This is a genomic window from Rubrivirga aquatilis (assembly GCF_046845665.1).
Classification (GTDB): domain Bacteria; phylum Bacteroidota; class Rhodothermia; order Rhodothermales; family Rubricoccaceae; genus Rubrivirga.
Genome location: NZ_CP177355.1, coordinates 1957665 through 1972743, shown reverse-complemented (window position 1 = coordinate 1972743; position 15079 = coordinate 1957665). Strand labels below are relative to the sequence as shown.

The following is a 15079-nucleotide window of genomic DNA, read 5'->3' as shown; positions in this document are numbered from 1 at the left end:
CTGGTCAGTCCCGAGCCACGCGACGTTGGCCCTTCGGGGTGAGCTCGAACCGGCCCGCCAGCGGGTCGGCCAGCCGCAGCAGGTCTTCGGCCACGAGCCAGTCCGCGAGCGCTCGCGCGTGGCGCGGGGCACCAGGCCCGAGCGCGGGCTCGCCCCGCTCGACGGCGTCCAAGATGGCGCCGAGCGCCGGCTCGTCGTCGGGCGTGACGGTGGCCGGGCGGTGGCGGCCGAGACAGACATCGCACCGGCCGCACCGCGCGGGCGCAGGCTCCCCGAAGTACGCGAGCAGGTGCTGGCGTCGGCACCCGATGGCCGTCGCATAGCGGACGACGGTGTCGAGCCGAGCGTGGGCACGGCGACGGCCTCGGTCGAGGGCAAGGGCGTCGACGGGCGCGCGCGACGCGCGGGCGCCAAGCCAGGCCAGGGTGAGGCCGGCGCCGGGACGGGTGACCTCCAGCCCGCCCCGGGCCGCCAGGAAGTCGAGCCCGGCGTCCAGGCGGCCGGACGGCAAGCGAACGGTCTCGGCCAGTTCGTCGAGGCGGAGCGTGACGCCCTCACCGGCGTTCGGCGGCAGGCGGCGGACGAGGGCATCGGCGAACTCGAGGACGGCGCCCGGGGCGCCCTCGACCGATGCCAGCAGGCCGTCGCGCCCCCGGGGCAGACGCAAGCGCACCTCCCCTTCCCGCCCCTCGACCACGCGCCACGCGCCGTCGGCCGCCAGCCGGTCGACGGCCGCCCGCGCGATCGAGGGCCTCAGCCCGGCGACCTCCGCCAGCGTACGCGCGTCGACGGTGATCGGCGCCTCGGGCTCGCTGCCGACGGCGATCTGGCCCAGGCTCCCGGCGGCCTGGTACACGGCCTGCACGTCGGCGGGTGTGGGGTGGCTGCGGTCGACGAGCGACCGGGGGACGCGCTCGGCGTCGGGACCGAGCACGAGGGCGGCGAACGACCGCTCGCCGTCTCGCCCCGCGCGCCCGGCCTCCTGGTAGTAGCTCTCCAGCGTCGGCGGGAGCGCCGTGTGGACGACCGCGCGCACGTCCGGCTTGTCGATGCCCATGCCGAAGGCACTCGTCGCCGCGATCACGCGCGTGCGGCCGTCGAGCCAGCGGCGCTGCGTCTCCGCCCGGAGGTCGCGGTCGAGCCCGGCGTGGTAGGGCTCGGCAGAGATGCCCTCCCGCGCGAGCCGCCGCGCAGTCGCCTCCGTGGCCCGCCGCGTCCCGGCGTAGACCAGGCCCGAGCCGGACACGGCCTGGAACACGTCCACGGCCTGCCCGATCGGGTCGTCGACGTGGTGGACGCTCCACGTGATGCCCGGCCGATCGAAGCCGCGCACGATGACCGCCGGGTCGCTCAGTGCGAGTTGGTCCAAGATGTCGTGGCGCACCTCCGGCGTCGCCGTCGCAGTGACGGCCGCGAGCGGGGCGGGCTCCCCGACCGCCGTGGTCACGAGCGGGCGGGCCTCAGCGATCTGGCGATACGCCGGGCGGAAGTCGTGGCCCCACTCGGAGACGCAGTGCGCCTCGTCGACGGCCAGCAGCATCACGTCCAAGCGGGGGGCGCGGGCGGCAAACAGGTCGGTCTGGAGCCGCTCGGGTGTCAGGTAGACGACGCGATAGAGCCCGTGCTCGGCGTCGGTCCACAGCTGGTCCTCGGCGCGCCGCCCCAGCCCGCCGTGCAGCGCCGCCGCGCGGACGCCCCGCCGGGCGAGCGCCTCGACCTGGTCCTGCATCAACGCCACGAGCGGCGAGACGACGAGCGCCAGCCCCCCCGAGGCGACGGCCGGCACCTGGTACACCAGCGACTTCCCGCCGCCCGTCGGGAGCACCGCCAGCACATCGCGGCCCGCCATGGTCGCGGCGACGGCCTCGTCCTGCCCGGGTCGAAACGCGGGGTAGCCCCAGACCTCGCGGAGCGCCCGGAGCGCGGGATCAGGGATGTCGGTCGCCATGCCTCAAGGTACCGACGGGCCCAGAGCGGCCCTGAGGCCCGATTCTTGGCGCGGCCGAAAAAAAGTTGAGCCTCGAGGTTATGTCTAAGGATCTCGCGGGTCTATGTAGGTGCCGATCGGCGACCGCTTAGCGGTTTGGTGCTGAAGGTGGTAGCCGGCGCGGCCCGAGACTCGTGGTGGAGTCGGATGGGCCGCGCCGGTAGTGTGTCGGGACGGCACGACGGTCGGGGGTAGCTTCTTTGTGCTACCCCCGACCGCTTTCGTTTCTGCCTCTGTGTCCGTCCCTCGCGTCTCGGTTGTCATCGTCACCTGGAACGGCCGTGAGCTCCTGGAGCGGTTCCTGCCTAGCGTGCTGGCGACCGACTACCCGGCCCTCGAAGTCGTCGTCGCCGACAACGCCTCGACCGACGGCACGGCGGCGTGGCTCGCAGCCGAGCACCCGGCCGTCCTCGTCGTCCGGCATTCGGAGAATGCCCTCTTCGCCCGCGGCAACAACCTCGCGGTCCCGAGCGCCAGCGGGTCGGTGCTCTGCTTTCTGAACAACGACGTCGAGGTCCCGCCCGGCTGGCTGGGGCCCCTGGTCGACGCCTTGGGCGACGGCGTGGTCGCCGTGCAGCCGAAGCTGCTCCAGCACGGCGACCGAGACCGGTTCGAGTACGCGGGCGCCTCCGGCGGCTTCCTCGACGTAGCAGGCGTGCCGTTCACGAGGGGGCGGATCTTCGACACCATGGAGCCCGACCGCGGGCAGTACGATGAGCCGCGCGACGTCTTCTGGGCGACCGGCGCCGCGCTCGCCGTCGACCGCGCCGCGTTCGAGGCCGTCGGTGGGTTCGACGAATCGTTCGGGATGCACATGGAAGAGATCGACCTGTGCTGGCGGCTCCAGCGCGCGGGCGGGCGGATCCGCGTCGCGCCCTCGTCGGAGGTGTACCACTTGGGCGGGGCGTCGCTGCCGGTCGGGCCCCGCAAGACGTACCTCAACGTCCGCAACAGCCTGGTGATGCTGGCGAAGAACCTGCCGGCCGCCGAGGCCCGCCGCGCGTTCCGCCAGCGCCGCGTGCTCGACACGGCGGCCATCGCCCAGGCGCTGCTCCGAGGCGACCGCCCGCTGGCCGCCGCGATCCGCCAGGGCCGCGCCGAAGCGGCCGAGCGGATCCGGGCCATCGAGCCGCCGCCGCTCGACGAACCGCCGGTCCTCCCCCCCTTTCGCGGCTCCATCGCCGTGGACGCGATGCTGCGGGGGCGCCGCCACTTCTCGGACCTTCCGGCTAACCGCTTCGCCCCACGCTGGCGCTAGCCGTCGCGCGCGGAGACGACGGCCGTAATGGCCGCCAGCACGATGGCCATCCCCACCATCCCCATCGCGGACGGGATCTCGCCGAACCAGACGGCCGCGACCGCCGACGCGATGACGGGCTCGGTCAGGCCGAGCAGGCCGAGCAGGGCCGCCGGGAGATAGCCGAGGGCATTCGCGAACGAGCCGTGCCCCAGGAGCCCCGGGCCGAGCCCCATCGCCAGCGCGAGCCCGGCGATGGGCAACGGCAATGCCAGCGGCGCGCCGGCCGCCAGACAACCGACGATGCAGGTCGCCGCCGCCGCCGCGTTGACGGGCCAGAAGTACGCCACGAACGAGGCGCGCTGGCGGACGGCGCGGCCCAGCAGGAGGTACACCGAGACGAGCACCGCGGCCCCGAGCGCGATCGCGTTCCCCAGCGCCGGCGCTGGGTACGCCGTGGCGCTCCTCCCCTCGGAGAGCCCGAGCAGCGCCGCCCCCACGACGGCCACGCCGATGGCCGCGGCCGTCCGTCGCGACGGGCGCTCGCGCAAGAACACCGTGCCCAGGACGGCGATAAAGAGGGGGCTGCTGGTCACCAGAACGGCCGCGCTGGCGATGCTCGTCAGCTGGACCGAGACGATCCAGGCCATGAAGTGGAGGCCGAGCACCACGCCCGAGCCCAGCGCCAGCGCCCAGTCCCGACGGCTGAGCGCCGCGAGTTCACCCCGCCTCGCGCCGAGCGCGACGGGGGCCAGCACAAGCGCGACGGCGGAGGTTCTCCAGGCGGCGAGCGTCAGCGCGGGGGCGTCCCCCGCCAGCCGAATCAGAACGGGCGAGGAGCCGAACGCGAGCAGACCGATCGCCAGCGCAGCCCAGACGGGGACGGGCGCGCGCAGAGTCGAGGATGCGGAGATGAGGCCCGGGTGTGGGGTGGAGCCGCACGATAGCCGCGTCCTCCTCCCTAAGCCTCAGGGAACTACCGGATCCGATCCATCGAGCGGACCTTCGCGATGTCGGCCACGACGCGCTGACGCGCCATCCGGAGCAGCACGTACGCCACGACCGGCTGCATCGCCACCAGGTAGTAGCCCACCGGCGCCGTCGGCGCGGAGCTGTCGAAGGCGAGATAGAGGCCGACAAGGACGGCGACGACGAGCGCGAGGTCGAGCCACTGCGCCACGCCGATCACCGTCCGCTGCAGCTCGCGGTTCTTGTACAGCGCGACGGCCACCAGGGCGACGAGCGCCGTGATGCCTGCGAGCACGTAGGCCAGCGTTCCCAGCCACGCGAGTTCGCCGGCGATGGCGCCAGCCCACGTGTCGCCCACGGCGACGAACAGCGCCAGCAGCAGGGCGCCGGCCACGAGGTAGAGGGTCTGAATCCGCTGAATCATGTCGGTTGAAAGTCGGTGGTGGCCGGCGCTAGGCGGCGACGTGGGCGCGGACGCGGTCGGCAACGCGAGCGCCGAACTCGGCCGTCGTGGCCGTACCTCCGAGGTCGGCGGTGAGCGCGGTCTGATCGGAGTAGACGTCGTGGAGTGCCTTGCGGATGGCCTCGGCGGCGTGGTCTTTGCCGAGATACTTGAGCATCATCTCCCCGGAGCGGATCACGGCCGTCGGGTTCGCAATCCCCTGGCCCGCGATGTCGGGCGCCGATCCGTGGACGGCCTCGAAGACCGCGCAGTCGTCACCGATGTTGGCGGAGCCCGTGACGCCCAGGCCGCCGACCAGGCCGGACATGAGGTCCGACAGGATGTCGCCAAAGAGGTTGGTCGTGACGATCGAGTCGTAGTCCTGGGGATGGATCACGAGCTGCATCGCCATGTTGTCGACGATCCGGTCGTCGAAGGCGATGCCCGGGTTGTCCTCGGCGATCTGGCGGCCGATGGACAGGAACATCCCGCCCGTCTGCTTCAGGATGTTGGCCTTGTGGACGAGCGTGAGCCGCTTACGCCCGCGCCGCTGGGCGTCCTTGAAGGCGAACCGGATGATCCGCTCGCAGCCGGTCCGCGTGTGGCGGGCGATGGAGTCGGCGATCTGGTTCTTCTCATCGAAGTACTCGATGCCCGCGTACAGCCCCTCGGTGTTCTCGCGGTAGAGCACGAGGTCGACGTTCTCGAACGGACCCTTCGTGTTCGGCAGCGTCTCACACGGGCGGACGTTCGCGTACAGGTCGAAGTGCTGGCGGATCTTGACGTTGATGCTCCGGAAGCCGGTGCCCACAGGCGTTGTGAGGGGCCCCTTGTACGCCAGCCGCGTGCGGTCGATGGAATCGATGGTGGCCTGCGGGAGCGGCTCGCCCGTCTCCTCGAAGGCGTCCATGCCGGCCTCCTGGCGGTCCCAGTCGAACTCGACACCGGTCGCTTCGACGACGGCCACGGCGGCCTCCATCACTTCGGGGCCGATCCCGTCGCCGGGGATGAGGGTAGCGGGAATGGCGGGCATCGGGTCGGTCGGGTCGGTGAGCGGAGAAGCTAGCCGGGGCCCCGGGGGGGTCGGCGTGGAGTCCGGTCGAAACGCGGCCCCGACGCCGGAGTGCCCCCGTTCGCGCGGAGACCCCTCGAAGCCTGCGACCGCCTCGCCGGCGGGGATCCGGGGTCCTCTAAAAAACGGGGTCCTCTATAAAAAAACCGGGGCGCCGCGAGGGCGCCCCGGCCAGGGGTCATCGAGAGGCGAAGGTTACTCGGCCTCGCGCGTCGTCGAGTAGTTGACGCGCAAGGCCTCGGCCTCGCGCAGTTCCTGCTGGACGTCGTAGAGCAGGCCGGTCTCGACCTCTTTGTCGATGCGCATCGAGACGATCGTCCGGGGCTCGTCACGGAGCGCGCGGTACATGAACTGGCGGATGTTGGCCCGCTCGCGCACGATCGCGTCGTCGATCTGGACGGCGGCCTCGCCCAAGCCGCCTCCTTCGAGCTTTTCGGGCCCGATGTAGACGTACTGGATGAGGCGCTTCTGGTCGATCTTCTCGATGGCCTCAGCCTGCGGAATCGACACGTTGACGAGCAGCTCCGTCTCGCGGAGGACGGTCGTCACCATGAAGAAGATCAGCAGCATGAAGATGATGTCCGGCATCGATGCCGTGGGGATCTCCTGCTTGGTGCCGGCGCTCTTCTTCTTGAAATGGGCGGACATGGCGTGGGTCTGTGCAAACGGGCCGGAGCCCTGGGAACGCGGGGCGAAGGCGGCGCGGGCCGCCTCGGCTCAATCGGGGTCGGGCTCGGCGAGCGAGATCTTGAGCGGGTAGCGCTCGGCGATCTCGTCGGTCGCCTCGTCGTCGAGGCGGGCCTTGTACTCGCCGTAGGTCACGCCGTACTCCTGGCGGGCTGCGTCGTCGCGCACGTCGTTGTAGGCCGACTTGATCTCGTCGAGCACGGCGATGTAGATCTCGTACGGGAGACCGCGCTTGGTCTTGAACGAGGTCACCGCCTTATCCGGCGAGATCGACAGCTGCGGCTCGCGCCCGTTGTTCAGGATGTGCCGCTTGACGATCGCGCGGATGGCGTCGACGTTGGTGACCTCGTTGTCGATGAGGACCTGGCCGTCGGCGGCCACGAGCACATTGAGCAGGTTCCGCTGGTTGATCTCCGGCGGCGGGTTGTCTTCGAGCAGCTTCGGCGGGAGCTGCATGTAGATCCCCTTGTCCGCGTTGATCGTCGTCGTGACGAGGAAGAAGATCAGCAGCAGGAACGCGATGTCGGCCATGGAGGCCGACGGGATCTCCGCGTCGCGCTTGGTGCGTCGTTTGAGGAGCGGCATGGGAGGCGGGAGTGGGGGCTCGGGGCGGTCGGCGGGTGCCGGGCCCTAGCTGAAGAGGCTCTTGGCGCCCGAGATCAGCAGGGCGGCGAGCCCGGAGATCGTGAGGGCAATCGCGGTGGCCACGGCGGCCCCGGTCATCGTGCCGTCGACCGCGAAAGCGATGACGAAGATGAGGACGGGGAGCGCGAAGGCGGCCAGGCCGAGCTTGCTCTGGGCCAGCGTCGAGCCGGCATTCTTGATCCCGAACCCGACCATCATCAGGACCGAGATCCCGATGATGGCGAGGCAGAGGTAAACGAGGGCGGTAACCATCGAGAGGGAGGCTAGAAGAGAGGCCGGGCCCGCGCGGCGTGCGACGGGCCCGGCCGGGGCTTACGGGATGTCGGTGATGGCCGGGTCGTCGCTCGTGCCGATCGCGCCACTGGCGCGGGGAAGCGTGCCACGGTGGCGGGCGCCGAGGGCGGGCCGGCCGAGCGACATCATCGCCAGCGAGTCGATGAGCTCGACTGAGGCCTCCTCCATGTCGGCCGTGATCCGGTCGATCTTGGAGACGCAGTAGTTGTAGAACACCTGCAGGATGATGGCCGCGATCAGGCCGAAGACCGTCGTGAGCAAGGCGATCTTGATGCCTCGGGCCACGAGCGACGGCGAGATGTCGCCGGCGGCCTCGATGGCGTCGAACGCCTCGACCATCCCGACGACCGTGCCGAGGAAGCCGAACATCGGCGCGAGCGAGATGCCCAGCGACAGCCAAACCAGGCCGCGCTCGAGGAAGCTCATCTCGATGGAGCCGTAGGAGACGACCGCCTTCTCGACGGCGTCCATGCCCTCGTCGAAGCGGGTGAGGCCGGCCTGGACGACCGACGCGACCGGGCCGCGCGTGTTGGCGCAGACGTCCTCGGCGGCGGAGACCCCGCCGTTGTCGAGGGCCTCTTTCACCTTGGCCATGAACTTGGGCGTGTTGATGTCGGCCCGGTTGAGCGAGAGGATCCGCTCGAAGGCGATGGCGAGGCCGATGATCAGCGTGATGAGCACGGGCCACATGTAGCCACCGCCCTCGTTAAAGCGGTAGACGAGCTCGTTGGCGAAGCCGTCGGCGACAGCGTCCTGCAGGAGGAGCAAGGCGGAAAGCGTCATGGGTGAGATACCTCGGGTGGGGAGAGTGGGGGCCGCCAGGTGAGCCCCGGGGCAAGCGGATTGGGGCGCCGACGGGCGCCGGACACGGGCTGTCAATATCCCTACCGCCTCCGGGAATGTCAACGCGACGCGAAGCGCGCGTGGCGAGACCGTGGAGCGCCTGGGTCTGGTGTGGAGACCGCCAGCCCACGCAAAGGTTGCCACAGCCCTTGGGATCGCCCTCTCTCCCGATGCCGGCCGGCCCCACGGCTCTTCTCACACCGACCAAATAAAGAAGCCCCGGCCAGCGCAAGCGCCAGCCGGGGCTCGAATCCGGACGGTCGGGCTACTGAGCCTGCGCCAGCGTCACGGCGTCGTCCCAGTGGCGCATCGCCTCGCGGAGCGCCGGGTCGAGCTGGCCGACGACGGGGTAGAACGCGCCGACATCATAGAGCCGGCGGGCGATGAACGCCCGGATCCGCGTCTCGATGTCCTGCCGCACCGCCAGCGCCTCAGAGCGGACGATCACGTCCTCGTCGCCGTCCTCGGGGCGCGTAGCCACGACGGGCGTGCCCTGCGACTCGGCGAAGCGCAGGAAGCGCTCGAAGTCGGCGTCGGTGAGTTGGAACTCGGTGGTGAAGGCTCGCTGGCGGCCGTCCCAGGACGTGCGGAAGGCCTCGCCCCGGCGCTCGACTTCCTCCCGCGCAAAGAAGTCGTCGAGCCGCTGGCCGATGACGGTCCGGAGCGCGGGCGAGAGCGAATCGCGGGCGACGAGGTAGTCCGGCAGGATGCCGCCGCCGCCGAAGACGGTGCGCCCCCCGGCCGTCCGGAAGGTCAGCGAGTCCGGGATGGACTCCCCGAACACGCGGGAATCGACGGCGCCGCCGGTCTCAGAAAGGCGGCCCTCAACGGTCCCGCGCAGGTCTCGCTTGGTTTCGAAGTAGGCATCGTCGCCTTCGCCGACTTCATAGGGCGTCTGGATCAGGCGGCCCGAGGGCGTGAAGTAGCGGCTGACAGTCATCTGGAGGACCGAGCCGTCCGACATCGGGAACTGCTGCTGGACGAGCCCCTTGCCGAACGTGCGGCGCCCGACGAGGTAGCCGCGGTCGTGGTCCTGGAGAGCGCCCGCGACGATCTCGGAGGCACTGGCGGAGTTCTCATCCACGAGCACGATCACCGGCGCGTCCTCGAAGATGCCGCCCGAGGTCGCCCGGTACTGGCGGCGGTTCGAGGCGTGGCGGCTGTCGGTGTAGACGATCATCTCGCCCGAGCTCAAGAACTCGTCAGCGATGGCGTAGGCCTGTTCCAGAAGCCCGCCCGCGTTGCCCCGGAGGTCGAACACCAGGCGCTCCATGCCCTGCCGCTTGAGGGCTCGGATGGCGTCGCGCACCTCGTCGTGGCTCGTCCGCGCGAAGCGCTGGAGCTTGATGAGGCCTGTCCGGTCGTCGACCATGTAACTGGCGATGACGGTGTCGAGCGGGATGCGGTCGCGTGTGATCGTGTAGGCCAGCTTTTCGGAGTAGCCGGGGCGCTCGATGACGATGTCGACGGTCGTGCCGCGTGGGCCCTTGAGGCGGCTCTGGACCCCCTCCGTGTCGATCCCGATGGCCGTCTCGCCATCGATCTCGACGATCCGGTCGCCCGCATGGAGGCCGGCCTCGTCGGACGGCCCGCCCGCGATGGGCATCAGTACCACGAGGGTGTCGGCGTCGCCGGCCTCGACGAACTCGAAGTAGATGCCGATGCCGTCGAAGGTGGCGTTGAAGCTCTCCCGGACGCGGCGCATCTCGTCGGTCGAGATGTAAATCGAGTGCGGATCGAGGTCGGCCAGCATCCCCTCGATGGCGGCCTCCGCCAACTCGGAGGAATCGACCTCCTCGACGTAGGACCGGGTGATGTACTCGTAGGCCTCCTCGATCTTGCGGAGCTGCTCGACGTCCTCGGAGCCGGAGACGGCGTCTTGGACCTGGACGCCCACCAGGAGGGCGGCGGCGAGCGCACCGGCGCCGAGGATGGGGGCGAAGCGGGAACGGAGCATGCGTACGGGGGGCGGGGGCCGCTCCAACGACGCGCGCATGGCGTTGGTGCCATGCCCGCGGCCAGCGCGGCGGTTCTCAGTGGATTCAAGATCGGCATCGCGAGCCCCCCGCGCTGCCCGGCCGCTGGCGGCCGCAGATTCTCGCCCTCCACGCCTTCGCGGAACGCACCCCCACCGACCGGGGAGGAACCTTTGCCGTCCCTGCGTTGAACCTCGAACCTCGAACCTCGAACCTCGAACCTCGAACCTCGAACCTCGAACCCGCATGACCAACAAAGCCGTCGCCCAGCAGCTCAAGCTCACCGCCGACCTCGTCGAGCTCACCGGAGGCAACCCGTTCCGGGCCCGCGCCTATGCCTCCGGGGCCCGCGCCGTTGAGCGGTTGGAGGAGTCCGCCGTCGCGCTGGCGCAAGCGGGCGAATTGGTCGGCGTACAGGGGATCGGGAAGGGGCTCGCGGCCGAGATCGCCGAGTTCGCAGCGACGGGCGTGATGGGCCTCACCGAGACGATGCTCCAGTCGCTCCCGCCCGGGCTCCCCGAGGTGTTGCGCGTCAAAGGGCTCGGGGTCAAAAAGGTCCGTGTGCTGTGGCAAGACGCCGGGGTCACGTCGATCGAGGACTTGGAGGCGGCGGCGGCGGCGGGCCGGCTGGCCGAGTTGCCCGGGTTCGGGGCCAAGACCGTCGTCAACATTCTGGCGGGGGTCGAGGCGCTCAAGGCGTACCGGGGCAAGGCGCACCTGCGCGATGCCGCCCTCGAAGCGCTGGCGGTGCGCGACCGTCTACGCACGGCCGGGCTCCGCGCCGAGCTGGCGGGCGCCGTCCGTCGCCAGTGCAACGTGGTCGACCGCGCTGACCTCGTCGCCGCCGGCGCCCCCGCCGACGTGGCGGCTGCCCTCGGCCTCGACGCCGAGGCGGGCGAGGATCGCGTGACGGCGACGCTGCCCCTCGGCCTGCCCCTGACGGTCTGGATGTCGGACGACGCCACCTTCGGCCGCGTCTGGTTCGAGCGGACCGGGCCGGCCGCGCACGTCGACGCCGTGGCTGCGCTCGCGCCGCTGGCGGACGTCGCCGACGAGGACGCGCTCTACGCCGCCGCCGGCCTCCACCCGATCGCGGCCCCGCTGCGCGACGACCCGCACTGGCTGGCGGTCGCCGCCGAGGGCCCGCTCCCGACGCTCGTCCGCACGGCCGACCTGAAGGGGACCATCCACAACCACACGACGGCGTCGGACGGCGCGCACACGCTTCGCGAGATGTGCGACGCGGCGCGCGAGCGGGGGCTGAGCTACTTCGGCGTCTGCGACCACAGCCGGAGCTTGCAGATCGCGCACGGGCTCAGCATCGAGGAGCTCGACCAGCAGGGCCAGGCCGTCCGCCAACTCAACGCCGACTACGCGTCCGAGGGCGTGGACTTCCGCGTCTTCCACGGGTCCGAGGTCGACATCCTGGGCGGCGGGGCCATGGACTTCCCCGACGACGTGCTCGCGGGCCTCGACGTGGTGGTCGCCAGCGTCCACACCGGGTTCAACATGACCGAGGACGAGGCCACGGCGCGCGTGGTGACGGCCGTCGCGAACCCGCACGTCCACGTGCTCGGCCACCCGACGGGGCGGCTCCTGCTGCGCCGCGACGGCTACCCGCTCGACCACGAGGCGGTGCTCGATGCGTGCGCCGAACACAACGTCTCGGTCGAGCTCAACGCCAGCCCCTGGCGCCTCGATCTCGACTGGCGGTTCGTGCGCGGCGCCGTCCAGCGCGGCGTGCCGGTGGCCATCAACCCCGACGCCCACTCGACCGACGGGCTCGACGTGACGCGCTGGGGCGTCGCCTCGGCCCAGAAGGGCGGTCTGACGGCGGCCGACGCGCTGACGGCGAAGTCGGCCGACGAGCTGGCGGCGTGGCTCGCGGATCGGTGAGTCGGCGGGTCGGTCGTGGGGTGTCGGTCGGGGATCGCTTCTCGCGTCGCAGCCTCTCACCGGGGCATCCCCGAACACGGATCACCGACCACCGACGCACCGATCACTGACAACCCGCGCGGCGGTGGCGAGTAGGACCCGCCGACACCGCTAGCTTCCCCTCCCCTCTCCCCCCGCCCGTGGCTCGTCTCCTGTTGATCGTCGGCGCTGTGCTGGCGCTGGTGGCCCTGCTCGCGACGACGGCGTGGTTCCTCGCGTACGGCACCGAGGCGCCCCGCGAGGGGACGCTGGAGATCGCCGGGCTCGCCGGCGCCGTCGAGGTGGCGTGGGACGACAGCGGGCGCGTCTGGGTGGAAGGCCCCGACGAGGTGGCGCTGGCGGCCGGGCTCGGCTACGCCCACGCCGCCGACCACGGCTGGGCCGTCGCCGTCTGGCGGCAGGCCGCGCGAGGCACGCTCGCCGAGTGGTTCGGCGACGACGGTCGCGCCCTCGACCTCCACGCCCGGACGCTCGGGTTCGCCTCGCTCGCGCGCCGCACGTATGCCGAGCTTGACGAAGCCGACCGCGCCGTGCTCGACGCCTACGCCCAGGGCGTCTCAGCCGGGTTCGCCGAGCCCGGCGTGGTCCAGGGCGACGCCTTCCTGGCGGCCGACGTGGTGCCCGGGCCGTCCGACCCGTGGGACGCGCTCGCCGCCGAGCGGCTTCACGCCTACCTCGCCGCGCCCGCCCCGTCCGCCGACTCGACGTGGCGCCGCGCCGCTCGCGCCGACACCGCGGTCGCCCGCTTCCTGACCGCCGACTCAGCCTTCCGCGCCTTCTTGGGCGCGCCGGGCGGTGGGTTCGACCGGGCCTACACCCTGCCCGGCGGCGGCACGCTCGTCCACCAGATCGGCGGCGGCACGTCGGCGCTGGCGGCCATCGCCCCCGTGATCCTGCGGACGCCGCAGCGCTCGGCGGTCGCCCTCACCACGCCCGGTACACTGTCCGCCCCCGGCGGCGTCGCCGACGGGCTCGGCTGGGCGATGCTGACCGGCTCGCGCCTGCGTCTCGTGCCCTATTCGGGGCCGTTGCCGCCGGTCGTCCACAGCCGGATCGTGGAGCGCGACGGGGACGAGACGCTGCTGGCCGTCGCCCGCGACACGACGGGGCTCGTGCTCCGCGCCGGGCGTGCCGCCAACGACTCGACCGCCGCCGACTCCTCCGGCTGGCGCGTCCAATGGGCCGGCTTTGGGCTCGGCACCGACCTCAGCGCCTTCGCCGCCCTCCGCGCGGGGCGCACGCTCCCCTTCTCGATCGCCGACGGGTCCGGCCTCCTCGCGCGGCAGGGCGAGTTCCGGGTGCTCGGGCGGCCGACGGTTGCGGGGCGGTCCGGGGGTGCGGTGCTCGTAGCCAGCGACACGCTTGCGCGCTTCGCCCTCCCCATCTTGGCCCTCCCCGATCGAGCGAGCGACGCGCCCGTCGACACCGTCGCCACCGATTCGTCGGGCACGCTCCGACCCGGCACGCGCGACGTCGTGAGCGGCTGGGCGCGCGCCCAGATCACGGCGCTCGTCCGCGGCCTGGGCGCGCGCGACTCGCTGGCGGACGTGCTCCAGGGGCCCTACGCCTACCTCAACGGCTGGGACGGCACCTACGCCCCGGACGCCATCGCGCCGTCGCTCTTTGAGTGGTGGCTCGTCGCCCACCGCGAGTTCACAGGCCACCTCCCCGACCCTGCCGACTCGCTCGACGTGGCGCTCCTCCCGGCCACCCTGCGGATCGCCCGCGCCGAACTCCGTGACCGCTACGGACCGCTCTCGACCGACTGGCGATGGGGCCGGCTCCAGGGCGGCCCGCAGTACCCCGTCCTCGGCGGCCGACGCGGCGGCGCGGCCCGACGCTTCCGGGACGGCTACGGCCCGCCCGGCGGCCACCCGACCGCGCTCCGCCCCGGCCCCTCTCTCGTGTTCGACGGCGTCCCCGCCCCGCTCGCCGTGTGGACCGTCCGCACCGACCTCGCCCGCAGCCGGGTCGAGATCCGGACGCCCGCCCTGCGTCCGCTCACGGTCGACGCCGTGGAGCTCGCGGGGCCCGAGGGCCGGACGCTCACGCTCGACGCCCGCACCCCGATGCCCGCCGCCCGCCTCACCCTGACGCCCGCCTCGTGACTGACTCGCTTTTCGTCGGCGTGGACGCCGGCGGTACCAAAACCGCCGCCCTCGCCGAAGCCGGCGGCCGCCGCGAGACGTTCGCCGGCCCCGCCGCGCAGGCGGCTCGCGACGGCGCCGCGACCGCCGCCGCTGTCGTCTCCGACGTGATCACGCAGGCTTGCGAGGCCTTCCCCGACGCACGGCTCGCGGGCGTCGCCGTTGGGCTGGCGGGAGCCGGCCGCGAGGACGTCCGCCAATCGATCGTCGACGCGCTCGCGCTCGATGCCCCTCTCGTGGTCACCCACGACGCCGACATCGCGTATCGCGCCGCTTGGGGCGACGAGAGCGGCGCGGTTCTGCTGGTCGGCACCGGCTCTCTCGTGCTGGCGCGCACCGACGCCGGCGAGACGCTGCGCGCGGGGGGCTGGGGCCCCACGCTCGGCGACGACGGCAGCGGCGCCGCGCTCGGCCAACACGCGCTTCGTGCCCTGCTCGCCGCGCTCGACGGCGGCCCTCCCTCCGTCCTCCCCGAGATCGCCGCGGAGCACCACGGCTTGGCCTCCTCCGCCGACGTGTTCGCGGCCGTCTACGAGGACGCCCGGCCGCTCGGCTCCTTCGCCCCGCTCCTGCTCGCGGCCGTCGAGGCGGGCGACTGGGCGGCAGAGTCGGCGCTTCGGGCCGAGGCGAACGCGCTCGCCAAGCAGGCCGGGTGGCTGGCCACACGCGCCGGCGACGCGGTCCGCAAGCGGCTCGCCGTCGCGGGCGGGCTCGCGGGCGAGCCCGTCTATTGGACGGCCCTCGCGGACGCGCTCGACCGCCACCTGCCGGGGTGGACCGTCTCGCAGTGCGAGGCCGAGCCGGTCGAGGGCGCCCTCGCCCTGGCGCGGACGCTCGCGGGCTGA

13 protein-coding genes are annotated in these 15079 nt (G+C 72.2%); 4 read left to right on the top strand and 9 right to left on the bottom strand.

The annotated features are described in order from the left end of the window. Positions 1-4: 4 nt before the first annotated feature. Positions 5-1948: a RecQ family ATP-dependent DNA helicase gene (locus ACLII4_RS08475; RefSeq protein WP_412070469.1), complete on the bottom strand. Its 1944-nt coding sequence runs from the start codon at positions 1946-1948 to the stop codon at positions 5-7. Between the two features lie 274 nt (positions 1949-2222). Between ACLII4_RS08475 and ACLII4_RS08470 the strand changes: the two genes are divergently transcribed. Further along, entirely contained in the window at positions 2223-3245 is a 1023-nt protein-coding gene (locus tag ACLII4_RS08470; RefSeq protein WP_412070468.1) for a glycosyltransferase family 2 protein, read from the top strand. Here ACLII4_RS08470 and ACLII4_RS08465 read toward each other — a convergent pair. The 8 genes from ACLII4_RS08465 to ACLII4_RS08430 form a co-directional block, all read right to left on the bottom strand. After that, a complete protein-coding gene (locus tag ACLII4_RS08465; RefSeq protein ID WP_412070559.1) occupies positions 3242-4078 on the bottom strand; it encodes a DMT family transporter in 837 nt (278 codons plus the stop codon). The two genes, ACLII4_RS08470 and ACLII4_RS08465, sit on opposite strands and share 4 nt — an antisense overlap. Positions 4079-4200: 122 nt before the next feature. Continuing rightward, positions 4201-4617, bottom strand: coding sequence for a DUF4293 family protein (locus ACLII4_RS08460; protein ID WP_412070467.1), 417 nt, complete (start codon positions 4615-4617; stop codon positions 4201-4203). A 28-nt stretch (positions 4618-4645) separates the two neighbouring features. Continuing rightward, entirely contained in the window at positions 4646-5668 is a 1023-nt protein-coding gene (locus tag ACLII4_RS08455; protein ID WP_412070466.1) for an isocitrate/isopropylmalate dehydrogenase family protein, read from the bottom strand. 234 nt (positions 5669-5902) lie between these two features. Continuing rightward, positions 5903-6355, bottom strand: coding sequence for an ExbD/TolR family protein (locus tag ACLII4_RS08450; RefSeq protein ID WP_412062491.1), 453 nt, complete (start codon positions 6353-6355; stop codon positions 5903-5905). 69 nt (positions 6356-6424) lie between these two features. Then, positions 6425-6979, bottom strand: coding sequence for an ExbD/TolR family protein (locus ACLII4_RS08445; RefSeq protein ID WP_412070465.1), 555 nt, complete (start codon positions 6977-6979; stop codon positions 6425-6427). A 45-nt stretch (positions 6980-7024) separates the two neighbouring features. Further along, positions 7025-7291: a hypothetical protein gene (locus ACLII4_RS08440; protein ID WP_412070464.1), complete on the bottom strand. Its 267-nt coding sequence runs from the start codon at positions 7289-7291 to the stop codon at positions 7025-7027. A 60-nt stretch (positions 7292-7351) separates the two neighbouring features. Then, positions 7352-8116, bottom strand: coding sequence for a MotA/TolQ/ExbB proton channel family protein (locus tag ACLII4_RS08435; RefSeq protein ID WP_412070463.1), 765 nt, complete (start codon positions 8114-8116; stop codon positions 7352-7354). Positions 8117-8441: 325 nt separating this feature from the next. Then, positions 8442-10133: a S41 family peptidase gene (locus ACLII4_RS08430; protein WP_412070462.1), complete on the bottom strand. Its 1692-nt coding sequence runs from the start codon at positions 10131-10133 to the stop codon at positions 8442-8444. A 265-nt stretch (positions 10134-10398) separates the two neighbouring features. On the opposite strand from ACLII4_RS08430, the gene ACLII4_RS08425 reads away from it, so the two are divergent. The 3 genes from ACLII4_RS08425 (at position 10399) to ACLII4_RS08415 (ending at position 15079) form a co-directional block, all read left to right on the top strand. Next, complete coding sequence (locus ACLII4_RS08425; RefSeq protein ID WP_412070461.1) at positions 10399-12048, top strand: helix-hairpin-helix domain-containing protein; 1650 nt, start codon at positions 10399-10401, stop codon at positions 12046-12048. 179 nt (positions 12049-12227) lie between these two features. After that, positions 12228-14195, top strand: coding sequence for a penicillin acylase family protein (locus tag ACLII4_RS08420; RefSeq protein ID WP_412070460.1), 1968 nt, complete (start codon positions 12228-12230; stop codon positions 14193-14195). Next, positions 14192-15079 carry a BadF/BadG/BcrA/BcrD ATPase family protein gene (locus ACLII4_RS08415; RefSeq protein ID WP_412070459.1) on the top strand — a complete coding sequence of 296 codons (888 nt, stop codon included), beginning with the start codon at positions 14192-14194 and terminating at the stop codon, positions 15077-15079. The genes ACLII4_RS08420 and ACLII4_RS08415 overlap by 4 nt, the downstream gene beginning before the upstream one ends.

Bases quoted from the DNA above. Each gene is read 5' to 3' on its own strand.
- ACLII4_RS08475 (WP_412070469.1), bottom strand. From the start codon at position 1,948: ATGGCGACCGACATCCCTGATCCCGCGCTCCGGGCGCTCCGCGAGGTC.
- ACLII4_RS08460 (WP_412070467.1), bottom strand. From the start codon at position 4,617: ATGATTCAGCGGATTCAGACCCTCTACCTCGTGGCCGGCGCCCTGCTG.
- ACLII4_RS08455 (WP_412070466.1), bottom strand. From the start codon at position 5,668: ATGCCCGCCATTCCCGCTACCCTCATCCCCGGCGACGGGATCGGCCCC.
- ACLII4_RS08450 (WP_412062491.1), bottom strand. From the start codon at position 6,355: ATGTCCGCCCATTTCAAGAAGAAGAGCGCCGGCACCAAGCAGGAGATC.
- ACLII4_RS08445 (WP_412070465.1), bottom strand. From the start codon at position 6,979: ATGCCGCTCCTCAAACGACGCACCAAGCGCGACGCGGAGATCCCGTCG.
- ACLII4_RS08440 (WP_412070464.1), bottom strand. From the start codon at position 7,291: ATGGTTACCGCCCTCGTTTACCTCTGCCTCGCCATCATCGGGATCTCG.
- ACLII4_RS08435 (WP_412070463.1), bottom strand. From the start codon at position 8,116: ATGACGCTTTCCGCCTTGCTCCTCCTGCAGGACGCTGTCGCCGACGGC.
- ACLII4_RS08430 (WP_412070462.1), bottom strand. From the start codon at position 10,133: ATGCTCCGTTCCCGCTTCGCCCCCATCCTCGGCGCCGGTGCGCTCGCC.
- ACLII4_RS08425 (WP_412070461.1), top strand. From the start codon at position 10,399: ATGACCAACAAAGCCGTCGCCCAGCAGCTCAAGCTCACCGCCGACCTC.